This is a genomic window from Streptomyces sp. NPDC001348 (assembly GCF_053597535.1).
Genome location: NZ_JBSFIK010000025.1, coordinates 1 through 24,962 on the forward strand (window position 1 = coordinate 1; position 24,962 = coordinate 24,962).

At 71.8% G+C, this 24,962-nt stretch carries 21 protein-coding genes; 12 read left to right on the top strand and 9 right to left on the bottom strand.

The window, feature by feature from the left end; genetic code table 11:
- Positions 1-93: 93 nt before the first annotated feature.
- Together ACWC21_RS24710 and ACWC21_RS24715 are read right to left on the bottom strand one after the other, a co-directional pair.
- Positions 94-1,734 carry a protein kinase domain-containing protein gene (locus ACWC21_RS24710; protein ID WP_450884988.1) on the bottom strand — a complete coding sequence of 547 codons (1,641 nt, stop codon included), beginning with the start codon at positions 1,732-1,734 and terminating at the stop codon, positions 94-96.
- A gap of 174 nt (positions 1,735-1,908) precedes the next feature.
- The gene (locus ACWC21_RS24715; RefSeq protein WP_450884989.1) at positions 1,909-3,189 is read right to left on the bottom strand and encodes a lipase family protein; all 1,281 of its coding nucleotides are present in this window, start codon (positions 3,187-3,189) and stop codon (positions 1,909-1,911) included.
- Between the two features lie 275 nt (positions 3,190-3,464).
- Between ACWC21_RS24715 and ACWC21_RS24720 the strand changes: the two genes are divergently transcribed.
- Entirely contained in the window at positions 3,465-3,920 is a 456-nt protein-coding gene (locus ACWC21_RS24720; RefSeq protein ID WP_450884990.1) for a peptidoglycan-binding protein, read from the top strand.
- A 6-nt stretch (positions 3,921-3,926) separates the two neighbouring features.
- Here ACWC21_RS24720 and ACWC21_RS24725 read toward each other — a convergent pair whose 3' ends face one another.
- Together ACWC21_RS24725 and argG are read right to left on the bottom strand one after the other, a co-directional pair.
- Positions 3,927-5,078: a hypothetical protein gene (locus tag ACWC21_RS24725; RefSeq protein ID WP_450884991.1), complete on the bottom strand. Its 1,152-nt coding sequence runs from the start codon at positions 5,076-5,078 to the stop codon at positions 3,927-3,929.
- A 134-nt stretch (positions 5,079-5,212) separates the two neighbouring features.
- Positions 5,213-6,658: an argininosuccinate synthase gene (gene argG, locus ACWC21_RS24730; RefSeq protein WP_450884992.1), complete on the bottom strand. Its 1,446-nt coding sequence runs from the start codon at positions 6,656-6,658 to the stop codon at positions 5,213-5,215.
- A gap of 343 nt (positions 6,659-7,001) precedes the next feature.
- On the opposite strand from argG, the gene ACWC21_RS24735 reads away from it, so the two are divergent.
- The gene (locus ACWC21_RS24735; RefSeq protein ID WP_450884993.1) at positions 7,002-7,748 is read left to right on the top strand and encodes an SOS response-associated peptidase; all 747 of its coding nucleotides are present in this window, start codon (positions 7,002-7,004) and stop codon (positions 7,746-7,748) included.
- Positions 7,749-7,869: 121 nt separating this feature from the next.
- Complete coding sequence (locus ACWC21_RS24740) at positions 7,870-9,060, top strand: alginate lyase family protein (RefSeq protein WP_450884994.1); 1,191 nt, start codon at positions 7,870-7,872, stop codon at positions 9,058-9,060.
- A 188-nt stretch (positions 9,061-9,248) separates the two neighbouring features.
- Here the strand turns inward: ACWC21_RS24740 and ACWC21_RS24745 are convergent, their stop codons facing one another.
- Together ACWC21_RS24745 and ACWC21_RS24750 are read right to left on the bottom strand one after the other, a co-directional pair.
- Entirely contained in the window at positions 9,249-10,169 is a 921-nt protein-coding gene (locus ACWC21_RS24745) for a hypothetical protein (protein WP_450884995.1), read from the bottom strand.
- 163 nt (positions 10,170-10,332) lie between these two features.
- On the bottom strand, positions 10,333-11,661 hold the full coding sequence (locus ACWC21_RS24750) for an ROK family transcriptional regulator (RefSeq protein ID WP_450884996.1): 1,329 nt from the start codon (positions 11,659-11,661) through the stop codon (positions 10,333-10,335).
- Positions 11,662-11,830: 169 nt separating this feature from the next.
- On the opposite strand from ACWC21_RS24750, the gene ACWC21_RS24755 reads away from it, so the two are divergent.
- Genes ACWC21_RS24755 through ACWC21_RS24775 form a run of 5 tightly spaced genes read left to right on the top strand, consistent with a single transcriptional unit; the run spans position 11,831 to position 17,019 of the window.
- Positions 11,831-13,180 carry an ABC transporter substrate-binding protein gene (locus ACWC21_RS24755; protein WP_450884997.1) on the top strand — a complete coding sequence of 450 codons (1,350 nt, stop codon included), beginning with the start codon at positions 11,831-11,833 and terminating at the stop codon, positions 13,178-13,180.
- Positions 13,177-14,130 (top strand): carbohydrate ABC transporter permease, encoded by a 954-nt coding sequence (locus ACWC21_RS24760; RefSeq protein WP_450884998.1) that lies wholly within the window; start codon positions 13,177-13,179, stop codon positions 14,128-14,130. Before ACWC21_RS24755 ends, ACWC21_RS24760 begins: the two co-directional genes overlap by 4 nt.
- A complete protein-coding gene (locus tag ACWC21_RS24765; RefSeq protein WP_450884999.1) occupies positions 14,127-14,963 on the top strand; it encodes a carbohydrate ABC transporter permease in 837 nt (278 codons plus the stop codon). Before ACWC21_RS24760 ends, ACWC21_RS24765 begins: the two co-directional genes overlap by 4 nt.
- Positions 14,964-14,977: 14 nt before the next feature.
- Positions 14,978-15,967 (top strand): Gfo/Idh/MocA family protein, encoded by a 990-nt coding sequence (locus ACWC21_RS24770; protein WP_450885000.1) that lies wholly within the window; start codon positions 14,978-14,980, stop codon positions 15,965-15,967.
- Between the two features lie 11 nt (positions 15,968-15,978).
- Positions 15,979-17,019, top strand: coding sequence for a Gfo/Idh/MocA family protein (locus ACWC21_RS24775; protein ID WP_450885001.1), 1,041 nt, complete (start codon positions 15,979-15,981; stop codon positions 17,017-17,019).
- 17 nt (positions 17,020-17,036) lie between these two features.
- Here the strand turns inward: ACWC21_RS24775 and ACWC21_RS24780 are convergent, their stop codons facing one another.
- Entirely contained in the window at positions 17,037-19,853 is a 2,817-nt protein-coding gene (locus ACWC21_RS24780; protein ID WP_450885096.1) for an FtsX-like permease family protein, read from the bottom strand.
- Between the two features lie 5 nt (positions 19,854-19,858).
- A complete protein-coding gene (locus ACWC21_RS24785; RefSeq protein ID WP_450885002.1) occupies positions 19,859-20,536 on the bottom strand; it encodes an ABC transporter ATP-binding protein in 678 nt (225 codons plus the stop codon).
- A 112-nt stretch (positions 20,537-20,648) separates the two neighbouring features.
- Between ACWC21_RS24785 and ACWC21_RS24790 the strand changes: the two genes are divergently transcribed.
- Positions 20,649-21,248: a PadR family transcriptional regulator gene (locus tag ACWC21_RS24790; RefSeq protein ID WP_450885003.1), complete on the top strand. Its 600-nt coding sequence runs from the start codon at positions 20,649-20,651 to the stop codon at positions 21,246-21,248.
- A gap of 101 nt (positions 21,249-21,349) precedes the next feature.
- Positions 21,350-21,514 (top strand): 50S ribosomal protein L33, encoded by a 165-nt coding sequence (gene rpmG / locus ACWC21_RS24795; RefSeq protein ID WP_450885004.1) that lies wholly within the window; start codon positions 21,350-21,352, stop codon positions 21,512-21,514.
- Positions 21,515-21,580: 66 nt separating this feature from the next.
- On the opposite strand, the gene ACWC21_RS24800 is transcribed toward rpmG, so the two are convergent.
- Positions 21,581-22,630: a LacI family DNA-binding transcriptional regulator gene (locus ACWC21_RS24800; protein WP_450885005.1), complete on the bottom strand. Its 1,050-nt coding sequence runs from the start codon at positions 22,628-22,630 to the stop codon at positions 21,581-21,583.
- Between the two features lie 101 nt (positions 22,631-22,731).
- On the opposite strand from ACWC21_RS24800, the gene ACWC21_RS24805 reads away from it, so the two are divergent.
- Both ACWC21_RS24805 and ACWC21_RS24810 read left to right on the top strand, forming a co-directional pair.
- The gene (locus ACWC21_RS24805; RefSeq protein WP_450885006.1) at positions 22,732-24,027 is read left to right on the top strand and encodes an ABC transporter substrate-binding protein; all 1,296 of its coding nucleotides are present in this window, start codon (positions 22,732-22,734) and stop codon (positions 24,025-24,027) included.
- Positions 24,024-24,956, top strand: a complete 933-nt coding sequence (locus tag ACWC21_RS24810) for a carbohydrate ABC transporter permease (RefSeq protein WP_450885007.1) — start codon at positions 24,024-24,026, stop codon at positions 24,954-24,956. Before ACWC21_RS24805 ends, ACWC21_RS24810 begins: the two co-directional genes overlap by 4 nt.
- The last annotated feature ends 6 nt before the right edge of the window (positions 24,957-24,962 follow it).

Genomic DNA, 24,962 nt, shown 5'->3' on the forward strand with positions numbered 1-24,962 from the left:
AGCGGGGGGACCCCCATCGAGGGCTCTCCGGCGCCTTGCGATGCACGGCACCGGACCACGCGACCTCATCGGGCGCTCATAGTGCAAGGACCCCTAAGCCGTGCCGCGCAGTGCGCCCCAGGTCTCACGGCCCACGACGCCGTCGGCGCCCAGTCCCTTGTCGCTCTGGAACTCCCGCACCGCGGCCTCGGTTCCGGAGCCGAAGTCACCGTCGACGCCGGTGCTTCCCACGTCGTATCCGCGCTTCGTCAGCATGCACTGCACCTGTAACACGCGTTTGCCGCTGTTCCCCGCGCGGGTCCGTCCGTTGCCGTGGTAGTACGTGCAGTCGGAGATCCACGGCGGAGTCGCCGGCCCGGAGTGCGTGGCGCTCGTGGACGAAGCGGTGCCGGCCGAAGCCGCAGGGCCGGCGGTGGAGCCGGAGTGATCGGCCCGTCGGACGTCGTCCGTGGACCTGGGCACAGCGGGACGTGAGGTGTGTACGCCGGTGCCGACGGCGTCGCCCGCGCCCTTCCCGGCCCCGGAGGGGCCGGACGTCCCGTCCGCGGCCTCCGACACCGGGGCTGTGGTGTCCGGGGGAGAGGCGCCCACCTCGGTCGTCCCGCCGGTTGCGGTGGGCGGCGCGCCCGCGGTCGTGTCGTGACGCGGGAGGAGAAGGACTCCCGCCGCCACCGCGCAGAGTACGGCGGCCGCGGCGACGGTCAGCAGCGGTTTCCTCCGTGCCCACGTCCGGGCCCTCGGTGCCTGCTCCGCCGGCGTGGCAGCGGAAGGACCTCCCCGCTCCTCGGGTTCCGGCGAACCGGAGGGAGCGGCCCGCGGAAGACTCCGTAACGCCTCGAACGCGCGCAGGCGGGCCAGCACTCTGCCGTGCAGCGGCTCGGGCCAGCCGTCCGGCGCGCGCCCCCTGGCCGCCTCGACGAGTTGCCGCGGGGTGGGCCGCCGCCCGGGCTCCTTGGCCAGGCACGCGGACAGCAGGGAACCGAGCGCCGGATCCGCCTCGGCGATCGCACCGATCAGCTCGGGGTTCGGCTCCTCGAACGCCACCCGGTGCATCACGTCCACACCGGTGCCGTCACCGAAGGGAGCGTGTCCCGTGGCCGCGTAGACCAGCGTGCCGGCCAGTGAGAACACGTCCGCCGCCGTGTCGCACCGGCCCTCCCTCAGATGTTCCGGCGACATGTAGGCGGGAGTGCCCACCCGGTTGCCCGTGCCGGTGATCGCGCTCGCGTCGGCGGCCTTCGAGATGCCGAAGTCGATCACGTGTGCGCCCCGCACCGACAGCAGCACGTTGGACGGCTTGAGATCCCGGTGCACGATCCCCGCGGCGGACAGATCGGCGAGCGCCTGGCCCAACTGCGCGGCCAGGCGCCAGACCGCGGCCGTCTCCAGGGCGCCGACCTCGCGTACGGCGACCGCCAGATCGAGCCCCGGCAGGTACTCGGTGGCCATCCACAGCATTTCGTCCTGAAAACCCGTGCCGCACAACCTCGATGTGTGCGGCGTACGGAGCCGGGCGTGCACCGACGCCTCACGCTCGAACCGGCGCCGGAACCTGGGGTCCTCCGCGTACTCCGGCCTGATCACCTTCACGGCGACCAGGCCGGGACCGTCGTCCGCGGGGCGGGCCAGGTAGACCCGTCCCATGCCGCCGCTGCCCAGCAGTCCCAGCGGGACGTAGGGGCCGACGCTGCCGGGGTCGCCGGGCCGCAGAGGTGAGGCACCGGTCTGCCGCAACGCCGCGGCCTCGTTCGGTGATGAGACCGGTGGCAACGGCGGCTGTTCGGACAACGCATCCCCCGAAGTGCTATTCGACGTACGTCAGTTCGTAACCAAGAGGGGACGAGGCTAACGCAGCCCGGACGCACGTTCAGGGAATCGCCGACTTCCGCCGGGCGCGAACAGCGGTTGTCAGCAGTCGTTCTGCGCGGTGCGGCCGCCGAAGCGGTCGCCGAGCCAGGAGACGACGTCGCCGATGGCCTGGTTGTCGGTGAGGAGATGGTCGCCGAGGTAGGTCCGCCAGGTGGTGGGGATGCCGGCGGCGCAGTAGGCGGCGCGGGTGGCGTCCTCCGTGGCGGTGGGGATCACCTCGTCGAGCAGGCCGCGGTACTGCAGCACCGGGAAGGAGACGCGGTAGCGGGCCGGTGAGGAGGTGGAGCCCACGTCCGCGCCGAGCCGTTGGGCGTCGAGGACCTGACCCCAGGTGCGGCCGTCGGTGCCGCGCTGCTGGTAGAGCTGGTCGAGGCTGAGCCGGTCGGTGGTGAAGTCGCTGATGTGCTTGCCCGCGAGCGTGGTCGTGGTGCCGACCAGGCACACGGACGACGCGGTCCTGACGGAGTCGCGGCCCTGGTCGTTGAGCAGGGAGTCGAAGGGCAGCGCCGGGTAGGCGGTGTGGATGCCGACGGCCGCGTCGGCGAGGAAGCCGACGAAGGCGCTGCCGTCCAGTGAGGCGGCCACGGTCTTCAGATCGCCGGGGACACCGCCGGAGGCGTCCCCCACGACGTTGAGTTCGGGCGCGTAGCCGGCGGCGAGCTGGGCCGCCCAGAGACTGGCCGCGCCGCCCTCGGAGTAGCCCCACAGGCCGATGCGGGTCCGCGGCGAAAGACCGCTGCCCGGCACGGCGGTGGCGGCGCGGGCCATGTCGAGCAGGGCGTGACCGGCGTCGGTTCCGGACATGTACCGGTGCGTCTGCCCGTCGAGGTAGCCGGGGCCGTCCGTGGCGGCGACGGCATAGCCCGCCTTGAGCAGGGCCGCGATGTTGTCGCCCTCGTACTCGTCCTGGAAGGCGCCGGCGAGCTGCTTGGAGAACGCGCACTGGGAGCCCAGTCCGAGCGTGCCCGGGTTGAAGGCGACCACGGGTCGCGTGCCGGGACCCGTCCAGGTGGCTGCCGGTACGGCCACGGTGCCCGAGACGGCGGTGGGGCGCCCCTGGTTGTCGGTGGAGCTGTAGCGCACCTTCCAGGCCGACATGGGGATGCCGCCGGGTACCTGGGAGAGGGTGACCGGACGGCACGCCAGGACCGTTCCCGGTGTGGACGGCACGGTGGTGGGAGGGGTGTAGATGTCCTTGTCGGAGGCGGCGCAGGCGGACACCGCGACCGGCTGCCCGGTGGCGGCGGCGGACTGCGACACCAGCGCACCGGTGAGCAGGACGGCGGTCGTCAAGGCAGTGAGCAGGGGGGATCTCTTCATCGCTGAGGCGCATCCCTTTCGCGGAGGGCGGTGTGTGCTGGGGCCTTCCGACGCTAGGACGCGCCCGACTTGACCAATAGTCAGCAGACGCGCACCTTTGCCGCCCGCGCTGTGCCCTCGGGAAAAACCGTCGCCGCGCTCTTGCGTGAAGTGATGGCGAAAGCCCGTTGATTCGTAAACAGATGAAAACTGAATCAGTGGCAGGGGCCGGGCTTCGTGGTGCCTTTCGGGTATTTCGGCTTTTGGGTACGAGTGTCCGCCATTAGAGTGGTCATATGGACACAAAAACCTTGTATTACACGGTCGAAAGCGGTGACACCCTCTCCAGGATCGCGGCCAGATTCCATGTGACGCTGGCCCAGCTCCTGGAGTGGAACCCCGAGATCACCAACCCGGACGTCATCCGTGCCGGGCAGCGGCTCCGGGTGTCGTCACCGGACTCGCAACCGCCTCCGGACGGGCAGTACGTGCCCTTCCCGGGCAAGGACTTCTTCCAGCCCTGGAGGGCCGACCCGATCATCGAGGCCATGGCCGTCCGGCTCATCGATGTGGGCTGCTCCGCGTACGGAGGGGACGGGCCCGACTACCGGTGGGACGACGAGGACCGGGAATCGTACGCCAGATGGCAACGGCAACTCGGTTTCAGCGGCCCGGACGCCGACGGCATTCCGGGCAAGTTCACCTGGGACAAACTCCACGTGCCAGCGTACGCGACCGGGAGCGACGAGTAACATCCGTCAGCCCGTCGCCCCTTCCGTGCCCGCCGGCGGTTTGCCGCCGCTCCGGTTCACGGCAGGGGCCGACGGGCCACGCACCGCGTCGAGCACCATCTGGCCGCGCTGGTCGACGAATTTGGTGAACAGTTCCTGTGAATAGCCGAACACGATCGCCCAGGCGATGATCTGAGCGGAAGTGTCCAGCGCGCTGAGTCCGGGCACGAACCCACCCCGCATCAGCAGCAGTCCGCCCACCGCGGTCAGCGCCCCGGCGGGGAGTTTCAGCGCTGCGAGGGCGACGGGGATCGGGTACGGGGTGGAAGTTCCCCTGATCTTCCGCAGGGACGAGGCGGACGCCAGGCTCGCCGCCACGAGTCCCACGGTTTCCACCGCGATGTAGTCGCCCCGGGTGGCGACCTGCCCGAAGCTCACGTCGAGGTCCGTGGACGACGGCGCGGGATCGCTGCCCAGGGGACACACGACGGTGTAGCCGACCGCAGGCGGCTGCCCGGACCCGCCCGTCGTGCCGGAGGTGCTCGTGCCGGGCCTCGGGCTGAAGCACAGCGGCACCGCCATCGGCCACACCGCCGTGATCACGCACACGGTCACCGCGAGCGCGAAGAGACCTCCGGTGACGGCCCAGACGATGCGGACGAAACTGCCGGCCCGCAGGTTCTCCCGGAGGGCCGCCTCGTTCGCCGCCTCCAGCGCCTGGATGAGCCGTACGACACCCTGCCGTGTGAGCGGCTTGCCCCGGGGCAGGGCCTCCACCACCGCACGCCGCTCGTCGTCCCTGGCCAGGTGCTCGCGGATCACCGCGCGCAGCCCGGGTACGTACGGGTCGATGGCCTGCGGGGACGACGTGAAGGACTTGATCCACAGCAGTCGTGCGGTCTCGAGGTGGATGCGCGCGGCCGTGACGTGCGAACCCAACGGGGCTCTGCGGTGCTCGCCGAAACTGAGCAGCTTCCCGGCCGACTCCAGTTCCGCCGCGGCGGCCCGAAGCATCACCTTCGCCTCGTCGGTGGTGTCCGGAGCCGCCTGCCTCGCGGCCAGCAGCGCCTCGAGTGTGCGCAGTTCGGCCCGTGCCTGCTCGCTGAGCTCCCACGACCGGCGTTCGCGGTACCACTCGCTGAGGCGACCGGGAACCAGTCTGGACGTCGAAGCACTCATGACAGAGGGATTGCCTGCCGGCGGCGCGACCTGTCACCCGCTTACTCCAGGCGGCGCAGCGCATTACCGCGACGGTCGGCGGAAAGAGGCGGGCCCGGCGCCGTCCCCGGCGCCGGGCCGCGTCACGGGACCGGTCAGTCCGTGCCGAACTCCATGGCGGCGCGGTCCAGCATCTCGTCCTCCTCGGAGACCTCGCCGCGGGAGGCGATGGCCTCCGCGCCACCCTCGGGCATGCTGCCGATCAGACCGGTCGCGGCGGCCTGGGCGGCACCGATGGCGGGACCCGTGGTGCCGATCAGGCCCAGCCCCGCGTACTGCTCCAGCTTGGCGCGGGAGTCGGCGATGTCGAGGTTGCGCATGGTGAGCTGGCCGATCCGGTCCGTCGGGCCGAACGCCGAGTCCTCGGTGCGCTCCATCGACAGCTTGTCCGGGTGGTAGCTGAACGCCGGGCCGGTGGTGTCGAGGATCGAGTAGTCCTCGCCGCGCCGCAGCCGCAGTGTCACCTCGCCGGTGATCGCCGCGCCGACCCAGCGCTGCAGCGACTCGCGCACCATCAGCGCCTGCGGGTCCAGCCAGCGGCCCTCGTACATCAGCCGGCCCAGACGCCGTCCCTCGTTGTGGTACTGGGCGACGGTGTCCTCGTTGTGGATCGCGTTGACCAGCCGCTCGTAGGCGGCGTGCAGCAGCGCCATGCCGGGCGCCTCGTAGATGCCGCGGCTCTTGGCCTCGATGATCCGGTTCTCGATCTGGTCGGACATGCCGAGACCGTGGCGGCCGCCGATGGCGTTGGCCTCCATCACCAGCTCGACGGCGGAGCCGAACTCCTTGCCGTTGACGGTGACCGGACGGCCCTGGTCGAAGCCGATCGTCACGTCCTCCGTGGCGATCTCGACCTCGGGGTCCCAGAAGCGCACGCCCATGATCGGCTCGACGGTCTCGATGCCGGTGTCCAGGTGCTCCAGCGTCTTCGCCTCATGGGTGGCGCCCCAGATGTTGGCGTCCGTCGAGTACGCCTTCTCCGTGCTGTCCCGGTAGGGCAGCCCGTGGGCGAGGAGCCACTCGGACATCTCCTTGCGGCCGCCCAGCTCCGTCACGAAGTTCGCGTCCAGCCAGGGCTTGTAGATCCGCAGGTGCGGGTTGGCGAGCAGGCCGTAGCGGTAGAACCGCTCGATGTCGTTGCCCTTGAAGGTCGAGCCGTCACCCCAGATCTGCACGTCGTCCTCGAGCATGGCCCGCACCAGGAGGGTGCCGGTGACGGCGCGGCCGAGCGGGGTGGTGTTGAAGTACGCCCGCCCGCCCGAGCGGATGTGGAACGCGCCGCAGGCGAGCGCGGCCAGGCCCTCCTCGACCAGCGCCGCACGGCAGTCGACCAGGCGCGCGATCTGGGCACCGTAGGTCTTCGCGCGGCCGGGCACCGAGGCGATGTCGGGCTCGTCGTACTGGCCGATGTCGGCGGTGTACGTGCACGGGATGGCGCCCTTGTCGCGCATCCACGCGACCGCGACCGAGGTGTCGAGGCCGCCCGAGAAGGCGATGCCGACGCGCTCGCCGGCGGGCAGGGAGGTGAGGACCTTGGACATAGGAAGATTATGCATGGAGACGTATGGTCATGCAAAGCCTGGATCTGTGGTTCACTCCGCGTAATGACCCGGTGGCTCATCGGCCGGCCGGTCCGGGCGCGCGCCGATCGCCGTGCGACGCTCCGGCGGCCACCGTGTCGTCGTCGGTCGCGTGACGGCGACCGGGGGTGCGGCTCGCACCCGGTGCCTGCCGGTATCTGCGGGGCATGGCGACTCCGGGACGTCCGGCGGGCTGCGAGCTCGAACTGTTGCGGTGTCGCCGCACCGTGGTGAACGGATGCCTCCGCGGCCCCACCGGGTGGCACCGCCTTGCGTGCGGCGCGCGCGGTGCGAGAGTGGCTGCATGTGCGGTCGATATGTGTCCACGCGCAGCCCGCAGGACCTGGTGCGGCTGTTCCACGTCACCGACTGGCGCGCCGAGGAGAGGCTCGCGCCGAGCTGGAACGTCGCCCCCACCGACGATGTGTGGGCCGTGCTCGAGCGCACCCCGCGCGACCGTGGCGAGGGCGCTCCGGCGGAGCGGGAGTTGCGGCCGCTGCGCTGGGGCCTGGTGCCGTCATGGGCCAAGGAGCGTGCCATCGGTGCGCGGATGATCAACGCGCGGGTGGAGACCGTGCACGAGAAGCCGGCTTTCCGCCGCGCCTTCCTCCGGCACCGCTGTCTGCTCCCCGCCGACGGCTTCTACGAGTGGGAGCAGGTCAGGGATCCGGCCACGGGCAGGACGCGCAAGCAGCCGTACTTCATCCACCCCGAGGGCGACAGCGTGTTGGCGCTCGCCGGCCTGTACGCGTACTGGCGCGACCCGGCCGTGAAGCAGGACGACGACCCTGCCGCCTGGCTGATGACCTGCACCATCATCACCACCGAGGCCACCGACGCGGTCGGCCGCGTCCACCCGCGCATGCCGCTCGCACTCGCCGAGGCCCACTACGACGCCTGGCTCGACCCCGGCCACCAGGAGCCCGGCCGACTGCGCACCCTCCTGATCCGGCCGGCCGACGGCCGGCTGCACGCGCGGCCGGTCGCCACGGCCGTCAACGACGTCCGCAACAACGGGCCGCAGCTCCTCGACGAGCTCGACGAGCATTGACATGTTCACGCAGCACCCTTATGGTCCAGGCCAATCCGTCCGTATTCGGAACGGTGTTCTCATATCTGAACAGAATCTCAGAACGATTCTGCGCGGATTCCTGCAGGGAAGAGGTCATCGGATGCCACGGACCAGAACCGCACTGCTCGGCGTTCTCGCCCTCCTGACCGGCCTGCTGAGCCTTCAGTGGTCCGGCCCGGCCGCACGGGCGACGGCCGCACCGGCCGCCTTCACCCACCCCGGTGTACTGGTCAGCCGGGCCCAGCTCGACTACGCCCGGTCCAAGGTGCAGGCAGGCCTGCAGCCCTGGAAGGGCGCGTACGACAACATGATGGCCAGCTCCTACGCCTCACTGTCGCGTACCGCCAAGCCCCGGGCCGTCGTGGAGTGCGGCTCGTCGTCCAACCCCAACCACGGCTGCACCGAAGAGCGTCAGGACGCCATAGCGGCCTATACCGACGCGCTCGCCTGGTACTTCACCAGGGACAGCAGGTACGCCAGGAAGTCGATCGAGATCATGGACGCCTGGTCCGCCACCATCACCGACCACACCAACAGCAACGCCCCGCTGCAGACCGGCTGGGCCGGATCCACCTGGCCGCGCGCCGCCGAGATCATCAAGTACACCTATGACGGCGGCTGGCCGAACGCCGGCCGCTTCGCGACCATGCTGCGCGACGTGTACCTCCCTGAGGTGATCAAGGGTGCGGCGACCAAGAACGGCAACTGGGAACTGGTCATGACCGAGGCCGCGATCGGCATCTCGGTCTTCATCGAGGACCGCGCCGACTACGGCAAAGCGGTCAGCACCTACCTCGCCCGCGTTCCGGCGTACGTCTACCTGGCCGGCGACGGCGACCTGCCCGCGCCGCCCGCGAACAGCAGCATCGACACCGGCGCCGAGATCATCAAGTACTGGCAGGGCCAGAGCACCTTCACCGACGGCCTGGCGCAGGAGACCTGCCGCGACTTCGGGCACACCGGCTGGGGCATCGCCTCCATCGCGGACATCGCGGAGACCAGCCGCATCCAGGGACAGGACCTCTACCCGAAGATCCAGGAGCGGCTGCGCTACGCCCTGGGCTTCCACACCTCGTACGAGAACGGCACCGCCGTGCCGTCCTGGCTGTGCGGCGGCTCGGTCAGGACGGGGCTCGGCCGGGTCACCGAGGTCGGCTACAACGCCCTCCACAACCGGCTCGGCATCAGCATGTCCAGCACCCAGAAGTACACCGAGTCGCACCGGCCGTCCGGCACGGACAACTACTTCAACGCCTGGACCACGCTGACGCACGCGGACAACCGCGCCTGAGCGCCGCCGGCCCGTCAGTCCCGGACGTGCCAGACGAACACCTCGGTGCTCGGCCGGCGCTCGCGGTGCCCGAGAACAATGTCTCGTCCCACTCCCGGCCTGCCGTCAAGCCGGCCCACCGCCCTCAGGGATACCCGCAACCGACCGACCGCCCATGATGACACGGCGTGACGAACGGCTGCGCGCCGTCAGGGCCTCGGGGTCCGTCCTTCTCCGCGCAGCTGCTCGATGGCCTCCATGACGTGTTTGCGGTGGGCGTGAGTGCGTTCGTACTCATCGATCAGCGCCAGCTCCGCCTCGGACAGTTCGGGCAGCCGCCGCTGGATCTGCTCGGTGCTGAGCTGACTGAACCCGTGAATCGGCAGCTCGTCCTCCCGGATCTCCGCGGCGACGACGGGTGCGGCGTCCGCGCCGCTCCCGGGCATCCTCCGCACCGCGTTCCCGGCCGCGCCCGTGGCCTGCCGCCCGCCGCGCCGGCCGGCCTCGAGGGTCCGGTCGAAAGCCGTGCGCAGCGTCCGGGCCGTGGCCTCGGCCAGGCCGCCGTCGCGGCTCCCGCCCGGCTGGGAGCCGTTGGCTCCCGCCACGGCACGGGCCTGCTCGGCCAGGCTGTCCTCCAGTGCCCGCAGCAGCTCCTCGTCGTGGCGGCGCAGTGAGCCGAGCAGTTCGGCGGTGGTCCGGTCGTCGACCTCTTCGGCGAGGACCTCCCCGGCCCGGCAGACGGCCAGTGCTCGCGCCGCCGCCGCGTACTCCTCCTCCGTGTTCCTCAGGATCTGCCGGGCGTCGGCCGGGCCACCGCCGGGCAGCAGCCCCTTGACGACCTTCGCTCCGACCGTCATCGGCAGCATCGCGGTACGCATGGCGCCCAGCGACACCCATCGGGTCACACCGACCGCCGTGCCGAGCAGTCCCCGGTGTCCTTCCAGACCGCGCACCCGGTGCTGGATGCGCTGCAGACCGTCCTGGACCTCCGCGGCCCGGGTCTCGAGCGTCCGCCGGACCGGGCCCGGCGGTGTGACCACGGCGTCCGCCCGGAACCGGTCGAGGACCGCGGTGTGCGCTCGACGCGCGTCCTCCAGAGCGGGTACGAGTTCTTCCGCCATCACTGCCATGCGGGCTCCCTGAGTGAAGGATGGGGCGGCGGTCCGCCGCGTCCGGGAAGCGGCCGCCCCAGCGGCTCCATGGCGGGGCGACCCGGCCCCATTCTGCGGGACCCGTACCCGGATCGCCCGGCGGGCGCGGGGGACACTGGGCCGGGTCGGTGATCCGCGTCGGTCAGGGCGCGCCCTGGGCCCGTGCCGTCAGACTCGTCGGCCGCGTACGCAGCACGACCTCGACGGAGGACAGCGCGAACCGGACGGCGCCGGTGAGTACGGCGTCGTCGCCCAGGGCGGACAGCCGCCAGCGTGGTGGGTCGACGAGGAGGGTGTCCGCGTGTCCCCGGGCGGCGCCGAGCAGGAGATCGGCGGCCGGGGCGGTCCGGGGGAGCGGGAACTGGCCGGTGCCGAGGACGATCAGGGCCGGGTCCAGGGCCAGCAGGACCGGGGCGATGCCCTCGGCGAGCCGCCGGCCGTACGACTCGACGGCGCGGACCGCGTGCGCCTTGCCCGCGGCCGCGCCCGCGACGACGGAGGCGGGCAGTGGCTCCAGACCGGTGGAGGCGGGTGAACCCGAAGACCCCGGGAACCGGATGAAGCCGATCTCGCCGGCCGCGCCGTGGTGGCCGCGCAACAGCCGGCCACCCGTGATGACGCCCGCGCCGAGGCGTTCACCGAGCAGGACGAACACCATCTCACCGACCGCCGCCCCGGCCTCGCCGGACGGTTCACCGGACCGTTCGCCCGGCCACTGCCCGGACCGTTCGCCGCGGTCCGTGCCTCCGCCCGTGCCGTCACCGGGCGCCCGCCCGACCCCACGCCACTGCTCGCCCAGTGCCGCGAGGTTCGCGTCGTTCTCGACGGCGACCGGGCAGTGCAGCAGGTCGCGGAGGATGCCGGCGATGTCGGTGCCCGACCAGTCGCGCAGGTTGTCGGCCTGGCGGACGCGGGAGTTGGCCCGGTCGACGAGACCGGGGGTTCCGACGGCCGCCGCCCACACCCGGGCGGGATCGACCTCGGCACAGGCCAGGGCGGCCTGGACCAACGAGGTGACGGCACGCGCGCGGGCCGCACCCGTGAGGTCCGCGCGGACCGCCCGGCGCTGCACGGCGACCGCCTCGCCGTCGAGGTCGGCGAGGCAGGCGGTGACCGAACGGGGGCGAACGTCGACGCCGACGACGAAGCCGGCGTGCGGGCGGAAGCGGAAGCGGCGCGCCGGGCGGCCGGGGGACCGCCGGCCGCGGGCGGACACGGCGGGGGTGACCTCGATCAGGCCGCGGTCGGCGAGTTCCTCGGCGATGGCCTCCACCGTGGGCCGTGACAGGCTCGTCGCCTTGACCAGTTCCGACAGCCGCGGATGCGGATCGGCCGAGCGTACGACGGCCAGCACGGCTGCCGCGTTCGTCGCGCGCAGGTCCGCCACGCCGACGACCGCCGGCGCGCTCGGTGCGACCGGCTCCATGGCTCCGCTCAGCGGCCACACGGCCTCCGTCTCCAGGGCTGCCACCGCCACCTCCCCGGGAAGTCTTGACGTCCATCGACGCCGAGCTGATTATATAACGCAACTGCTTTATTAAAAGCCTCGTGCAGCGTCCGCGTCCCCCACGGCATGCGCCCGTCGGGCCGGCCCCACCCGGCGCCCGGCATCCCTCTCCGCTGTCACAGGAGATACCGCCATGAGCCACAGCCACACCCACCTCTCCGCCCCCCTGCCCAGACGCGTCTTCCTCGCCTCCGCCGGATCCTCGCTGCTCGCCGCGTGCAGCAGCTCCCTCACCCCCGGAGCCAAGGCGGCCGCGACCGCGAACGCCTCCGGGCCCGCCGCCACCGCGGTGCCCACCCACAAGAAGATCACCCTCGTGGTGGCCGACGCGGACGACACCACCATGACGCCCGGTCTGCTGGCCGCCTTCCACGCCAAGTACCCCAACGTCACCTTCAAGCGCCAGTACACCGGCTGGGACGACTACCTCAAGAGCATCGACACCACGATGTCGGCGGACACCGCCCCCGACATCGCCCAGTTCGTCTCCGGTATGAACAACCTGGTCAAGGGCCGGCTGCTGCTCGACGTCGGAGCGTACGGCAAGGCCTACGGCTGGCCGGGGAAGTTCCCCGGCCTCGACCAGATCACCTTCACCGCCGACGGCCGCACCACCGGCACCGGAGCCCTGTACGGCGTGCCCGGCGGCCTCTCCTTCGAGGGCGTCTACTACAACAAGGCCAAGGCGAAGAAGCTCGGGATCACCGTCCCGCCCGCCACCGTGGCCGAGTTGGAGGCGATGTTCGCCAAGGCCAAGGCGGCGGGCGAGACCGCGCTCGTCGCGGGCAACCTCGACGGCGGCCTCAACCACCCCTTCAACGTCCTGCTGTCCCTGTACATGAAGCCCGCCGACCGGGAGGCCTGGGCGTTCGGCCACAAGGGCGCCAAGATCACCGGTGCGGAGGCGGTCGCCGCGGCCACCACTCTCAAACGCTGGGTGGACAAGGGCTATGTGACGCCGAAGGTCAACGGCGTCAGCGACAACGACGCCACCGCCGCGTTCGCCAAGGGCACGGGTGTCTTCCGGATCAGCGGCAACTGGGCGGCGGCCGCGGTCGCCAAGGGACTCGGCGCCGACGCGGGCCTGTTCAACGCGCCGCCCGCCGACAAGGGCGGCACCCTGCACACCACGGGGGCGGGCGTCTACTACTGCGTCTCCAGCAGGACGAAGAACGCCGCGGCGGCCGCCGCCTTCCTCGACTTCTGCGCGAGCCGGCAGGCGGCGCCCGTCATCGCCAAGTCCGGGTTCATGGCCCCTGCCGCCACCGCCATGCCCGAGCAGAGCGGACTGCTCGGTGACGTCGGCAGCGGCTGGCAGGCGATCGTCAAGGACTCCGGTCTGGAGCCGTTCATCCAGAACGCCTCCACCCCCACGATGCCGGACACCCTCACCACCCAGCTGCAACTACTGGCCGGCGGCAAGGTCGGCGTCGAGAAGTTCCTCGCCCAGCTGCAGTCCGACTTCGACCGCTACCACACATGATGGCCGTCACCGCACACCGTCCCCGGCCCCTGGCGACCGACCGTACCCGCGCCGCGGCCCGGCGGCGGCCCGGGACCCGTCACCGGCGCCGCCGCCGCGCCACGGCGCTGCTCTACGTGCTGCCCGCACTGCTGCCCTACACCCTGTTCGCCGTCCTGCCCGCGCTGCACACCGCCTACCTGTCGCTGTACGACTGGGACGGGGTGACCCTGCCGACCTTCACCGGCATCGCCAACTACCGGCAGGTCTTCGCCGATCCCCAACTGCGCGCGGCGGCCTGGCACGCGGGCGCGCTGATCGTCTTCTTCTCCGTGCTGCCGATCTGCGTCGGCCTGGTCGCGGCGGCCGTCGTCGCCCGCCGCTCCGGCCGCCGCGGCACCGCGGCCGTCCGAACGCTGCTGTTCCTGCCGCAGGTCGTACCGCTCGTCGCGGTCGCCATCATCTGGCGCTGGGTGTACGCCGACGACGGCACCCTCAACCAGGCGCTGCGCGCCCTCGGGCTCGGGCGCTTCGCCGACTCCTGGCTGGGCAGCTTCACCTGGTCGCTGCCCGCCGTCGGACTGATCGGCACCTGGGTGGTGGCCGGGCTGTGCATGGTGCTGTTCCTGTCCGGAACGCAGCGCATCGACCGGGAGATCTACGAGGCCGCGCGGATGGACGGGGCGGGCCCCGTGCGGGAGTTCTGGTCCGTCACCGTGCCGCTGCTGCGGCCCGAGATCGCGGTCGCGCTGTCCGTCACGGTGATCGCCGCGCTGTCCAGCTTCGACCTGATCTACATCACCACCGGCGGCGGACCCGGCGACAGCACCGTGGTGCCCGGAATCCTCATCTACCGTCTCGCCTTCGGAGGCGGTCAGGTGGGACTGGCGAGCGCGCTGGCGGTGGTGCTGACGGCCGTCATCTCGGTCGCCGTCCTCGTCATCAACCGCCTTGCCAGGGAGGCCGCGTGACGTCGGCCGACACCCTCAGACCCGGACGGCTCGCCGCGCCCGCCGTGCTGGCGGTGTTCTGCGCCGCCGTGCTCGTACCGTTCCTGTCGCTGCTGCTGGCCTCCGTGCAGCCGGCCGGCACACCGCTCACCGGACTCGCGCTGCCGAGGCACGGCATCCACCTGGAGAACTTCGTCCACGCCTGGTCGCGGGCCGGGTTCGGCCCGCTGCTGCGCTCCAGCACGGTCATCGCGCTCGCCGTCGTCCCGGCCGCGGTGCTGTGCGCCACGCTCGCCGGATACGCGCTGGCCACCATGGACGTCCCCGGCGGCGGGAAGCTGTACGCGTACCTGCTGCTCGGGCTGTCCATCCCGACCGAGGTCACCGTCATCCCGCTCTACTACGACCTGCGGGCGCTCGGGCTGACCAACACCGTGCCCGGGCTGGCGCTCGCGGAGATCGCCGCCTTCATGCCGTTCGGCGTGTTCTGGATGCGGGCGCACTTCGCGACCATGCCACGCACCCTCATCGAGGCCGCCCGGCTGGACGGGGCCTCGTCGTGGACGACGCTGTGGCGGGTGCTGATGCCGAGCTCCCGGCCCGCCGTCAGCACCCTCGGCGTCCTGTACTTCGTGTGGAGCTGGAACCAGTTCCTGCTGCCGCTGATCCTCATCCAGGACCCGGACAGGCGGACCGCCCCGGCGGGCCTCGGCTTCTTCACCGGCCAGTACGACGTCGACGTGCCGCTGCTCGCCGCGGCGACGCTGATCGTGATCGCCCCGGTCGTGGTCGTCTACCTGTTCTTCCAACGGCACTTCATCAACGGCGTGCTCAGTGGCGCGCTCAAGGGCTAGGAGGCCCGCGACAGATGGCAGAACTCGACGTCGCGCTGATCGGCGCGGGCGGCATCGCCCGCCTCCATCTGCCCGCCTGGGCCGCGCTCGGTGCCCGGGTCCGCGTCTACGCCCCCGACGACCGGGCACCCGGCCTGGCCCGGGAGTTCGGCGCCACCGCGGCCGGATCACGGGAGGAGGCGATCGCGGGCGCGGACGTGGTGGACGTGTGCACCCCGACCGACACCCACCGGAAGATCGCCCTGGCCGCACTCACCGCCGGGGCGCACGTGCTGTGCGAGAAGCCGCTGGCGCTGACCGCCGCCGACGCCGGGGTGATCGCGCGTACGGCCGGGGCCGCGGGGTTGCGCCTCTACCCGGGGCACGTGGTGCGCTTCTTCCCGGCCTACGCCCGGCTGCGCGAACTCGTCTCGGCCGGCGCGCTGGGCCGGGTCGCGGTGGCCCGCTTCACCCGCACCGGGCTGTACCCCACCTGGAGCCCCTGGTTCGCCGACCCGGCACGCTCCGGCGGGATCCTGGTCGACCAGATGATCCACGACTACGACATCGCCCGCTGGCTGTTCGGCGAGGTGGTACGCGTCCACGCCCACCAACGGGGCCACCTCACCACCCCGGTGCCCGAGGGGGCCGTCGCCGCGGGCGTGGCCGTCCTCACCCATGCCGACGGCGTGATCACACAGGTGGTGGGTGTGTGGGCACCGCCCGGCACCCCCTTCCACACGACCTTCCACGTCGCCGGCACCGACGGCACGGCCGGGCACGACTCGCTGGCCGCGCCCGGGCTGCGGGTCACCGGCGGCGGCCGGGACGGAACCGGGGCCGAGGGCATTCCGTCCGGGGACTTCGGCGAGTCACCGTACGCCGTGCAGATACGGGAGTTCGCCGCCGCCTTCACCGGGAACGGCCCGGAGCCGAGGGTGAGTGCCCGGGACGGTGTGGCAGCCGTCCGCATCGCCGAGGCCGCCGCCGAGTCGGCACGTACCGGGCGTGCCGTCGACATCTAGGGGAGCCCCGTATGAGAGTCGCCGTACTGTCCTTCGCCCATGTCCACGCCGCCGCCTACATCAGGCTGCTGCGCGACCGCGAGGACGTGGAGCTCGTCACCGCCGACCCCGCAGCACCGTGGGACGACCCGGACCGAGGGCCGGCCCTGGCCGAGCGGCTCGGCGTGCCGTACGCCGAGACCTGGGACGAGGTCTTCGCACAGCCCCTCGACGCGGCCATCGTCACCAGCGAGAACGCCCACCACCGCGAGCTCGTCGAACGGGCCGCGGCGGCCGGCGCCCATGTGCTGTGCGAGAAGCCGCTCGCCACCACCGAGGAGGACGCCCGGGCCGTCATCGACGCCTGCGCCCACGCCGGGGTGGGCCTGATGACCGCCTATCCCGTCCGCTTCGGCTCCGCCTTCGCCGCACTGCGCCGCGCCGTCGGCGACGGCTCGCTCGGTCGCCTGATCAGCGTCCACGGCACCAACAACGGCCGCAACCCGGCCCGTTCACAGGCGTGGTTCGGCGAACGCGAACTCGCGGGCGGCGGCGCGGTGATGGACCACACGGTGCACATCGCCGACCTGATGGACGTGCTGCTCGACGGTGAACAGGCGGTGGAGGTGTACGCCCAGGCCAACTCGGTCCTGGACGCCGACCTCGGCCTGGACGTGGAGACCGCGGGCCTGGTCACCATCAGCTACCCCGGCGGTGTGGTGGCCGCCGTCGACTGCAGCTGGAGCCACCCGCAGGACCACCCCACCTGGGGCGGCCTCACGCTGACCTGCATCGGCGAGCGGGCCATCGTCGAGTTCGACGCCTTCCCCCGGCTGCTGGGCGGCTTCGACGCCGCTGCCGGCCGCGCCCGCTGGGAGCCCGGCGGCGACGACCTGGACGCGACGATGCTGGACGCCTTCCTCGACGCCGCCCGGACGGGACAGCGGCCCTCCCCGGACGGCGAGGCGGGCCTGCGTTCGCTGCGGGTGGTGCTGGCCGCCTACGAGTCGCTGCGCACGGGACGGCCGGTGACGCTGCCCGGGCAGCGGGCCGACGCGGTCGAAGCGCCGTAGCGGCCGGCTGCCCGACGTCAGTCGGCGGCGAGCAGTTGGCTCGGGGCGATCCGGCTCAGAGAACGGATGGGCACGGTCAGAGCGGCGCAGACCAGGCCGCTGGAGGCCAGCACGGCCACCAGCGCCGCGCCGGCCACGGCCGGCAGGTGTCCCTCCAGTACCCCCTGAGCGATGGTCAGGACGGTCGCCAGACCGATGAGGGCGCCGCTCAGACTGCCCAGGAGGGCGAGACCGAGGCCCTCGTACAGGGTGAGCCGGGCCAGTTCACGCTTCGTCCAGCCGGTGGCGCGCAGCACGGCGAGGTCGGTGGCCCGCTCGCGCTGGGACATGACCAGGACATCGACGGCACCGGCCGCACCCAGCAGCAGTGTCAGAGCGACGCTCAGATAGTCGGCGGTGCGTGCCCGGGCGACGACGGCATTGCCGAGCAGGGAGCCGGCCACCTCACCGCGGAAGGCGAGGGTCAGGCTCAGCAGCACGGTGAAGGCCGCCACCGCGAGAGCCAGTCCGGCCGCGCCGAGCAGGGTCCGGCCGCGCATCCGCTGCAGATTGCGCGCGGCGAGGCCCGGTACCGACCGCACGGCCGCCGAGCGCCGGACGGCGGTCACCGGGGGTGTGACGGCGTCCAGTGGGCTGATCCGGGTCGCCCGCCAGGCCGGGAGCAGACCCGCCGCCAGGGCGAGCAGCAGGGCGACCGGCAGAACCAGCACCGCCTTCGCAGCCGACTGATGCAGTCCGAGCAGGGCGCCCAGCCCGTAGGCGAGGAGCGAGCCCAGCGCACCCGCGCAGGCCCCGACCACCGCCAACTCGCCCAGGATGAGCCGCAGGACCTCGGCCGCGCTCCAGCCCGTGCAGCGCAACGTGCCGATCTCGGTGCGGCGGGAGCGCACCGAAGCCAGTGTCGCCTGGGTGAGGGAGAGCGCGCACACCACCAGCACCAGCCCGAACAGCACCGCGCTCTTGGTGTCCACGGCCCGCAGGATGCGCACCGCCACGCCCTTGGCGGTCCAGTTCTCCCGGATGGTCAGGTCCGAGGACAGGGCGACGGTCTGCGGTGCGGGGGAGCTGCCGACGGTGACGTCGACGCGCAGCTTCGGCAAGGCGTCCTGGATCCGGGCGGCGACGGCGTCGACCCGGGCCCGGGAAGCGGCGTCGACGCCCGTCACCCCGGCCACCCGGATACGGACGGCGCTGACGGGCGCCTTCTCCTGGGCGGTGGGCGTGTGGCGGCTCTTGGTGAAGGCCGCTATGGAGTCGAGGGTGGTGAGGAGGGTGGGCGGCGGGCTGAGGTAGCCGCCGAGGTTGCGGTCGGGCCGCAGGGGCCGGCCGCCGAGGGCGGCCCGGCTCGCCGCGTCGGCCCCGGTGACCTGCGGTGACCGGTAGGTCTCGAGCGGCACGTCGGAGAGCGCGGAGAAGCCGTGGAGGCGGGTGGGGTCGTAGCGGCCGACGAGGTTCAGGGTAGGGATCGGCTCGCGGCCGGAGTCGACGCCGGTGCAGTACCGTGTGGCCTCGCAGTTGGTGGAGGGGTGACTGGTGACCGTGCGGTACTGCGGACCGGCGTTCTCCTCCGGGATGTCGGCGAGGAACGAGGACGTGCCGTCGACGTTGTTCTGCCAGACCTTGGCCGGCTGTGCCGGGCGGGTCCGTGCCACCAGGCCGTGCGCGGTGGAGCCGTAGGTCACGGGGCCGACCGTCCAGTAGCCGCCCGTGTCGAAGTTGACGGCCCTGTTCGCCGACCGGAACGCCTTGTCGAGGTCGGCGCTCACCTTGCCGACCTGTCTGCCGCGCAGACCGGTGACGAAGGCGTGGGCGGCCGGGCTGCCGAGCTTGGCGGGCAGGCGGGCGGGGTCACCGGCGTCCAGCCGCTCCACGGTGGCCCGGACGCTGCCGGAGGTCAGGGCGTGGCTGCTGAGCATGACCGGGACCTGGTAGTCGTGCTGCCGCTTGGCCACCGGAGCCGGGTCGTAGGGGTCGGGTCCCCAGACCGGCCGTTCGCCGGCCTTGAGCATGCGGCCGGAGGTGACCGTGTCGCCGAGCCCCACCAGCCGGTTCTCGGCCACCGGGTCGATCGCCGACACCAGCACCGGGAAGGAGGCGGGGATCTGGGCGGTGCCCTTGTCGTGCCCGGACTGGCAGGTCAGACGCGAGCGCGCCTTCCTGTCGAACGCCGTCTTCGGCACGGGGTTGTAGGCCGGTTCGGCCTTCGGCGTCAGGGCGGAGCCGTCGACGCTCTTCCTCACACCGGACTTGTCCTCGTTGAAGTACCAGCACACCCAGTACTGTCCGTCGGGGGCCGTCTCCTGCTCCAGGCCGGACCAGCCGGTCTCCTCCATCAGGTCGTCGCGGATGGCGATCGGGTTGCGGGTGAGATAGACGTACTGGTCGGCGGAGGGGTAGCTGCGCAGGCCCGCCGTCACGGTCGATCTGATGCGCAGGAGCTGGCCGGACGCACCGGAGTCCAGGAAGCCGGAGACGTCGATGTCCAGGTGAGTGGCCACCATGAGGTAGCCGATGTTGGCGACGGGCGCCGCGACGTCGATGCCGGGTACGTCCTTGATGCGCCGGTAGTCGTCGAGGGTGATGCCGCCGAAGACACCGGAGAGGAAGTTGGGCTGGACCAGACCGCGGTGCCGCTCGACGGCGGTCCGGCCGGCGGGCGGGCGGACCAGGATGTCGTAGGCGGAACGGGCGTTGCGCCGGACCAGACCGGTGGTCTGCGCCTTGCTGGTGGCCACGGCCGAGGTGAGCAGCGTGAAGCTGGTCGCGGCGACCAGGACGGCAACGGCCAGGGCGAGGGCGCGGCCACGGCGGCGGCGCAACTGGGAGAGGATCATCGCGATCACGGACGCAGGCCTCCGAGCCGGCCGAGCACCTCGGTGTCCGGCGCGATCCGGTCGTCGGCGACGATCCGGCCGTCGTGCAGCCGCACGATCCGGTCGCAGTCGGCCGCCACCTCCGCGTCGTGCGTCGCGACCAGCATCGTCATCCCGTACTGCTCACGCAGGGAGAGCAGCAGATCGATGATCTCCCGCCCGGTCCCGCTGTCCAGGCTGCCGGTCGGCTCGTCCGCCAGCAGCAGCCCGGGACGGTTGATCAACGCCCGGGAGATGGCGACCCGTTGCTGCTGGCCACCGGACAACTCCGAGGGCAGCGCGTCGGCCCGGTCCAGCAGCCCGACCGCGTCCAGCAGCTCCCTCGCCCGGGAGCGCCGGTCGAAGTCCACCCGGCGGGGCAGTACCGGTGCGAGCACGTTGTCCAGGACGGTCAGCGCGGGCAGCAGATGGAAGCGCTGGAAGACGAAGCCGACCCGGCGGCGGTGCACGTCCAGGCGACGTGCCGTCAGCTCTTCCCCGTCGACGGCGACAGTGCCCTCGTCCGGCCGGTCCATGCCGCCGAGCAGATGCAGGACGGTCGACTTCCCCGAACCCGACGGCCCGGTGAGCGCGACCGCGGCGCCGCTCTCGATGTGCAAGTCGACGGCGTCCAGCGCGGTCAGCCCTGGGTACCGGCGGGTCACGCCTCGTAACCTCACGTCCACCGTGTTGCCCACCCTCCCTGCATTGCCACAATGCAGCGGTACATTGTCACAATCCAAGAGGCCTGTAAACGCCGACGCATGAGGGGTGTCCATGCCACTGCACCACGCGGTGCTCGCGTTGCTGGCCAAGGGGCCGGACCACGGGTACGAGCTGAAGGCACGCTTCGAGGAAGCCATCGGCCCGCAGTGGGGCGGGCTCAACATCGGTCACCTCTACCAGATCCTGGACCGCCTGGTCCGCGACGGCTATGTCACCCGATCCCATGTGGCCCAGGCGGACCGGCCGGACAAGACCCGCTACACCCTCACGTCTGCGGGGCGGGAGGAGTTGCTGGGCTGGGCGACCGGCGCGTGGGTGCGCACGGGCGGATTCCGTGACGAACTGTTCCTCAAACTGTTCGGCGCCTCCTCCCTGGGACCCGAGGCCCTGGAAGCCCTCGTGACGGCGCAGCGCCAGACCTACGTCTCGGAACTGGCCGGCCTGACCAGGCTGCGGCGCTCCCACACGGCCGATCCCCTGGTGTCCCTGCTCATCGACGCGGCCATCGCCCACACCAAGGCCGACCTGGAACTCGTCGACACCGCCGCCCAGCGGCTGGCACCCCTCGCCGGACGCGACGCCGGTGCGCGGTCGCGAGCCGACCTGCACGGTGACGAGGACCGTGGGCCGACGCGTGAGCAGGGGGCATGACCGGACGGGGCCCGCGGGAATGGTGCGGGAACTCGCGTTGTTGAGCTGGGCGACTGACATGCCCGGGTCATCACCGGGCGGTCGGTGAAAGGAGAAACCTCATGGCACGCAGCACCGTGCGTCCCGTCGTCAGGCTGAAGTCGACCGCGGGGACCGGCTCCACCTACGTCACGCGGAAGAACCGCCTCAACGACCCCGACCGGCTCGTCCTGCGCAAGTTCGACCCGGTCGCCGGCAAGCACGTCACCTTCCGCGAGGAACGCTGATCCCCTACCGGGGCCGACCGTCGGGCCCGGTCCCGCCACCCGCGGGGCCGGGCCGGCCCCGTCCTCCTACCGCGCGGCCGGCGGCGCACTGCTCTCCCGTACCACCAGTTCCGTCGCCACCTCCACCCGGGTCGGCTCCGGCTGCTCCCCGGACAGCAGCCGCAGGACCATCCGCGCGGCGAGCGCGGTCATGTCGGCCAGGGGGGTGCGGATCGTCGTCAGCCGCGGAGTCACCCAGTCCGCGAAGGGCAGATCGTCGAAGCCGACCACGCTGACGTCCTCCGGTATGCGCAGGCCGAGTTCGGCGGCGGCCCGATAGGTGCCCAGTGCCTGGTGGTCGCTGCCGGCGAACACCGCGGTCGGGCGGTCGGCCGTGGCCAGCAGGTCCAGGGCGTGCCGGTGGGCGAGGCCGTGGGTGAAGTCGCCGTAGCGCACCAGCGCCGGGTCGAAGGGCAGGCCCGCCTCGGCCAGTGCCGAGCGGTAGCCGTCGACCCGCGCCCGTGAGGTGAGCCGCCGTTCGGGGCCGCTGATGATCGCGATGCGCCGGTGGCCCAGTTCGATGAGGTGGCGGGTGGCCACCAGTCCACCCGGCCAGTTGGTCGCACCCACCCAGGGTGTACCGGGTGCTGGTTCGTCGATCGGCGCCACCAGCGCGTACGGGATGCCCAGCCGGCCCAGTTCCTCGTGCTGCCGCGGGGTCAGTTCGGGCACCACCAGGATCGCCCCGCGGGTGGGGCGGGTGGCCAGCGAGTCCAGCCACTGGCGGGCACGCCGGGTCCTGCCGTGCGTGGCCGATACCACCAGCCCCATGCCCGCCTCGTGCAGCGCCTCCTCCGCCCCCCGGATCAGCTCGACCGCCCAGGGGCTGTCGAGTTCGTTGATGACGAAGTCGATCAATCCGCCGGGCGCCGCCGCGGTGGCCACCGGACGGTGTTTCGCCAGATAGCCGTGCTGCTCCAGGAGCCGCTGGACGCGTGCTCTGGTCTCCGGCGATACATCGGATCTGTTGTGCAGGACTTTGGAGACGGTCGACACCGAAACGCCAGCCTGTTCCGCAATTTCGGCCAGCGTGCGCGGCCTTCCCTCGCCTGATCCTGTCCGAACCGTTGACGTCATCGGATGAATCTCCTACGTTTCCGGGGGCGGTCGCCGGTTGCGAAAACTATCGCAATCCGGGTCACCGGAGTAGAGCTCCCCGGCTGTAAAGGTGGTCCCCGATGAAGAGATGGCACGCCGCTTCCCTGGCCGCGGCCCTCGCGCTGGTGGTCTCCGGATGCGGAGGAACCGGCGGTGGCGGCACATCGGGAGGCGGGAAGGGCGAGCTGCTGGTGTGGGTGGACAACACCCGGATGCCCGCGGCGCAGCAGTACGAGAAATCCCATCCCGGTCTGAAGATGCGGATCGTCACCATCCCGCCCGACGCGGGCTACGTACCCACCAAGATCTCGCTCGCCAACCGGACCAGGAGCGGCTGGCCGGACGTCGCCTTCCTGGCCAACCCCGCCGAGGCGGCGATCCTCGCGAGCGCCAAGTTCGGCTACGCGGCACCGCTCGACGACCTCGTGCCCAAGTCCGTCCGCGACGGTTTCGCCCCAGGCGCCCTGGACACCTGCACCTTCGGCGGCAGGACGTACTGCCTGCGCAACGACATCGCCCCGACCGTGCTCTGGTACGACACGACTCTGATGAGGAAGTACGGCTACGACGTCCCCAGGACCTGGGCCCAGTACCAGCAGACCGGTCTGAAGGCGGCCAAGGAGCACCCCGGCACCGTCGTGGGAGCGATCAACGGCAAGTACGGCGCCGGAATCTACTTCGGCAGCAGCGGCTGCCCCACTCGCGACACGCTCAGCCTCACCAAGGTCGACATCGACCTCACCGACCGGCGTTGCGCCCGGGTCGCCGACCTGCTCCAGCCACTCGCCCGCAAGAAGGCCGTCACCACCGTGGCCCCCATCGACCCCGCCTTCGCGAAGCTGGGCAAGGACAACAAGATCCTGATGCTGCCGGGGCCCGCCTGGTTCGGCGACTTCATGTTCCAGCCCGCCTTCAAGGTGCCGAAGGGCCGCATCGCCGCGGCCCCCATGCCCACCTGGCCCGGTGAGGACAAGTCGTACGCGGGACAGGTCGGCGGCGGTGCGTTCCTCGTCTCCACCCACGCCGGGCAGCGCGCCAAGGCCGCCGCGGACCTCGTGCGCTGGATGACCACCGACGTCGCGCTCCAGGCGAAGCAGCCCACCTACCCCGCCTTCACGGCAGCCGCCCGGAAGTGGGGCGAGGCCAAGTCGAAGGACCCCTACTACGCCTCCGACCCCGTGCCCGCCCTCAGCGCGGCGGCCGGCGCCCTGCGCCCCGGCTTCGGCGCCGTCCGCTACGAAGCCGACTGGCAGAACAGCTTCAACGACACCGTCGGCAGGGCGGCCGACTCCGGCGGTTCCCTCGAGGACGCACTCGGCCGGTGGCAGGACAAGCTCGAGGACGCCGCCGAGTCCACCGGATACACGGTCGGATGAAGACGCTGACCCCGCCCCGGCCCATGACGGTGAGTGCCGTGCCGCCGGTGCGGCCCCGCCGCAGGCGGCCCGCGCACACCGCCGCCGTCTGGATCCTCGCGGGCCCCTACGCCCTGTTCCTCGTGGTCTTCGGGCTGGCCCCCGCCGGATACGCCCTGTGGACCTCCTTCGTCCACGACGGCTCCTTCACCGGGGGACGCGAGTGGACGGCCGTACTCCACGACTACCGGCTCGGCGACGCGGCCGCCCACGTGACCACGTATCTGCTGCTGTGGCTGCCGATCCTGCTGCTGACCGTCCTGTCGCTCGCCTTCACCCTGCACGCCCGCCCCGGCCGCGCCACCAGCGCGCTGCAGCTCGTCTACTACCTGCCGGGCGCGGTCACCGGATCGGCCGCCGCGCTCCTGTGGCTGTTCATGGTCAGCCCCGACAGCAGCCCCTTCGCGCCCCTGCTCCGGCTCATGGACGTCAGGAGTGCCACGGACGCTCTCTCCGGCGGCAGTCTGCTCGCGGTGCTCACCGTGATGGGTGTCGCGGTGCACGCGGGCGGCTGGATCGTCGTCCTCCACGGTGCGCTCAACGCGCTCCCCAAGGACGTCCTGGAGCAGGCCCAGGTCGACGGCGCCTCGGCCTGGCGGGCCATGTGGCACGTGAAGCTGCCGATGGTCCGCACCTACGTCGCCTTCGTGCTGATCTCCAGTTTCGCGTCCGGCAGCCAGGTGTTCGTAGAACCGACCGTGCTGTCCACCGGCGCCCCCGGCCAGATCAGCCCGGCCTGGTCCGTCAACCAGCTCGCCTACCTGTACGCCACCCAGGACGGCGACTTCGGCAAGGCCGCCGCCCTGTCGCTGGCCATGCTCGCGGTCGGACTGCTCGCCGCCTGGATCGTGATCACCCGCACCCGCATGTACACCACGGAATCCCGGTAGGTGAGG

Excerpts from the sequence above, each read along its gene's own strand:
- ACWC21_RS24775 (WP_450885001.1), top strand. The coding sequence starts at position 15,979 with ATGAGAGTCGCCGTACTGTCCTTCGCCCATGTCCACGCCGCCGCCTAC.
- ACWC21_RS24780 (WP_450885096.1), bottom strand. The coding sequence starts at position 19,853 with ATGATCCTCTCCCAGTTGCGCCGCCGCCGTGGCCGCGCCCTCGCCCTG.
- ACWC21_RS24760 (WP_450884998.1), top strand. The coding sequence starts at position 13,177 with ATGATGGCCGTCACCGCACACCGTCCCCGGCCCCTGGCGACCGACCGT.
- ACWC21_RS24810 (WP_450885007.1), top strand. The coding sequence starts at position 24,024 with ATGAAGACGCTGACCCCGCCCCGGCCCATGACGGTGAGTGCCGTGCCG.
- ACWC21_RS24755 (WP_450884997.1), top strand. The coding sequence starts at position 11,831 with ATGAGCCACAGCCACACCCACCTCTCCGCCCCCCTGCCCAGACGCGTC.
- ACWC21_RS24725 (WP_450884991.1), bottom strand. The coding sequence starts at position 5,078 with ATGAGTGCTTCGACGTCCAGACTGGTTCCCGGTCGCCTCAGCGAGTGG.
- argG (WP_450884992.1), bottom strand. The coding sequence starts at position 6,658 with ATGTCCAAGGTCCTCACCTCCCTGCCCGCCGGCGAGCGCGTCGGCATC.
- ACWC21_RS24800 (WP_450885005.1), bottom strand. The coding sequence starts at position 22,630 with ATGACGTCAACGGTTCGGACAGGATCAGGCGAGGGAAGGCCGCGCACG.
- ACWC21_RS24720 (WP_450884990.1), top strand. The coding sequence starts at position 3,465 with ATGGACACAAAAACCTTGTATTACACGGTCGAAAGCGGTGACACCCTC.
- ACWC21_RS24740 (WP_450884994.1), top strand. The coding sequence starts at position 7,870 with ATGCCACGGACCAGAACCGCACTGCTCGGCGTTCTCGCCCTCCTGACC.
- ACWC21_RS24790 (WP_450885003.1), top strand. The coding sequence starts at position 20,649 with ATGCCACTGCACCACGCGGTGCTCGCGTTGCTGGCCAAGGGGCCGGAC.
- ACWC21_RS24745 (WP_450884995.1), bottom strand. The coding sequence starts at position 10,169 with ATGGCAGTGATGGCGGAAGAACTCGTACCCGCTCTGGAGGACGCGCGT.
- rpmG (WP_450885004.1), top strand. The coding sequence starts at position 21,350 with ATGGCACGCAGCACCGTGCGTCCCGTCGTCAGGCTGAAGTCGACCGCG.
- ACWC21_RS24805 (WP_450885006.1), top strand. The coding sequence starts at position 22,732 with ATGAAGAGATGGCACGCCGCTTCCCTGGCCGCGGCCCTCGCGCTGGTG.
- ACWC21_RS24770 (WP_450885000.1), top strand. The coding sequence starts at position 14,978 with ATGGCAGAACTCGACGTCGCGCTGATCGGCGCGGGCGGCATCGCCCGC.
- ACWC21_RS24735 (WP_450884993.1), top strand. The coding sequence starts at position 7,002 with ATGTGCGGTCGATATGTGTCCACGCGCAGCCCGCAGGACCTGGTGCGG.
- ACWC21_RS24715 (WP_450884989.1), bottom strand. The coding sequence starts at position 3,189 with ATGAAGAGATCCCCCCTGCTCACTGCCTTGACGACCGCCGTCCTGCTC.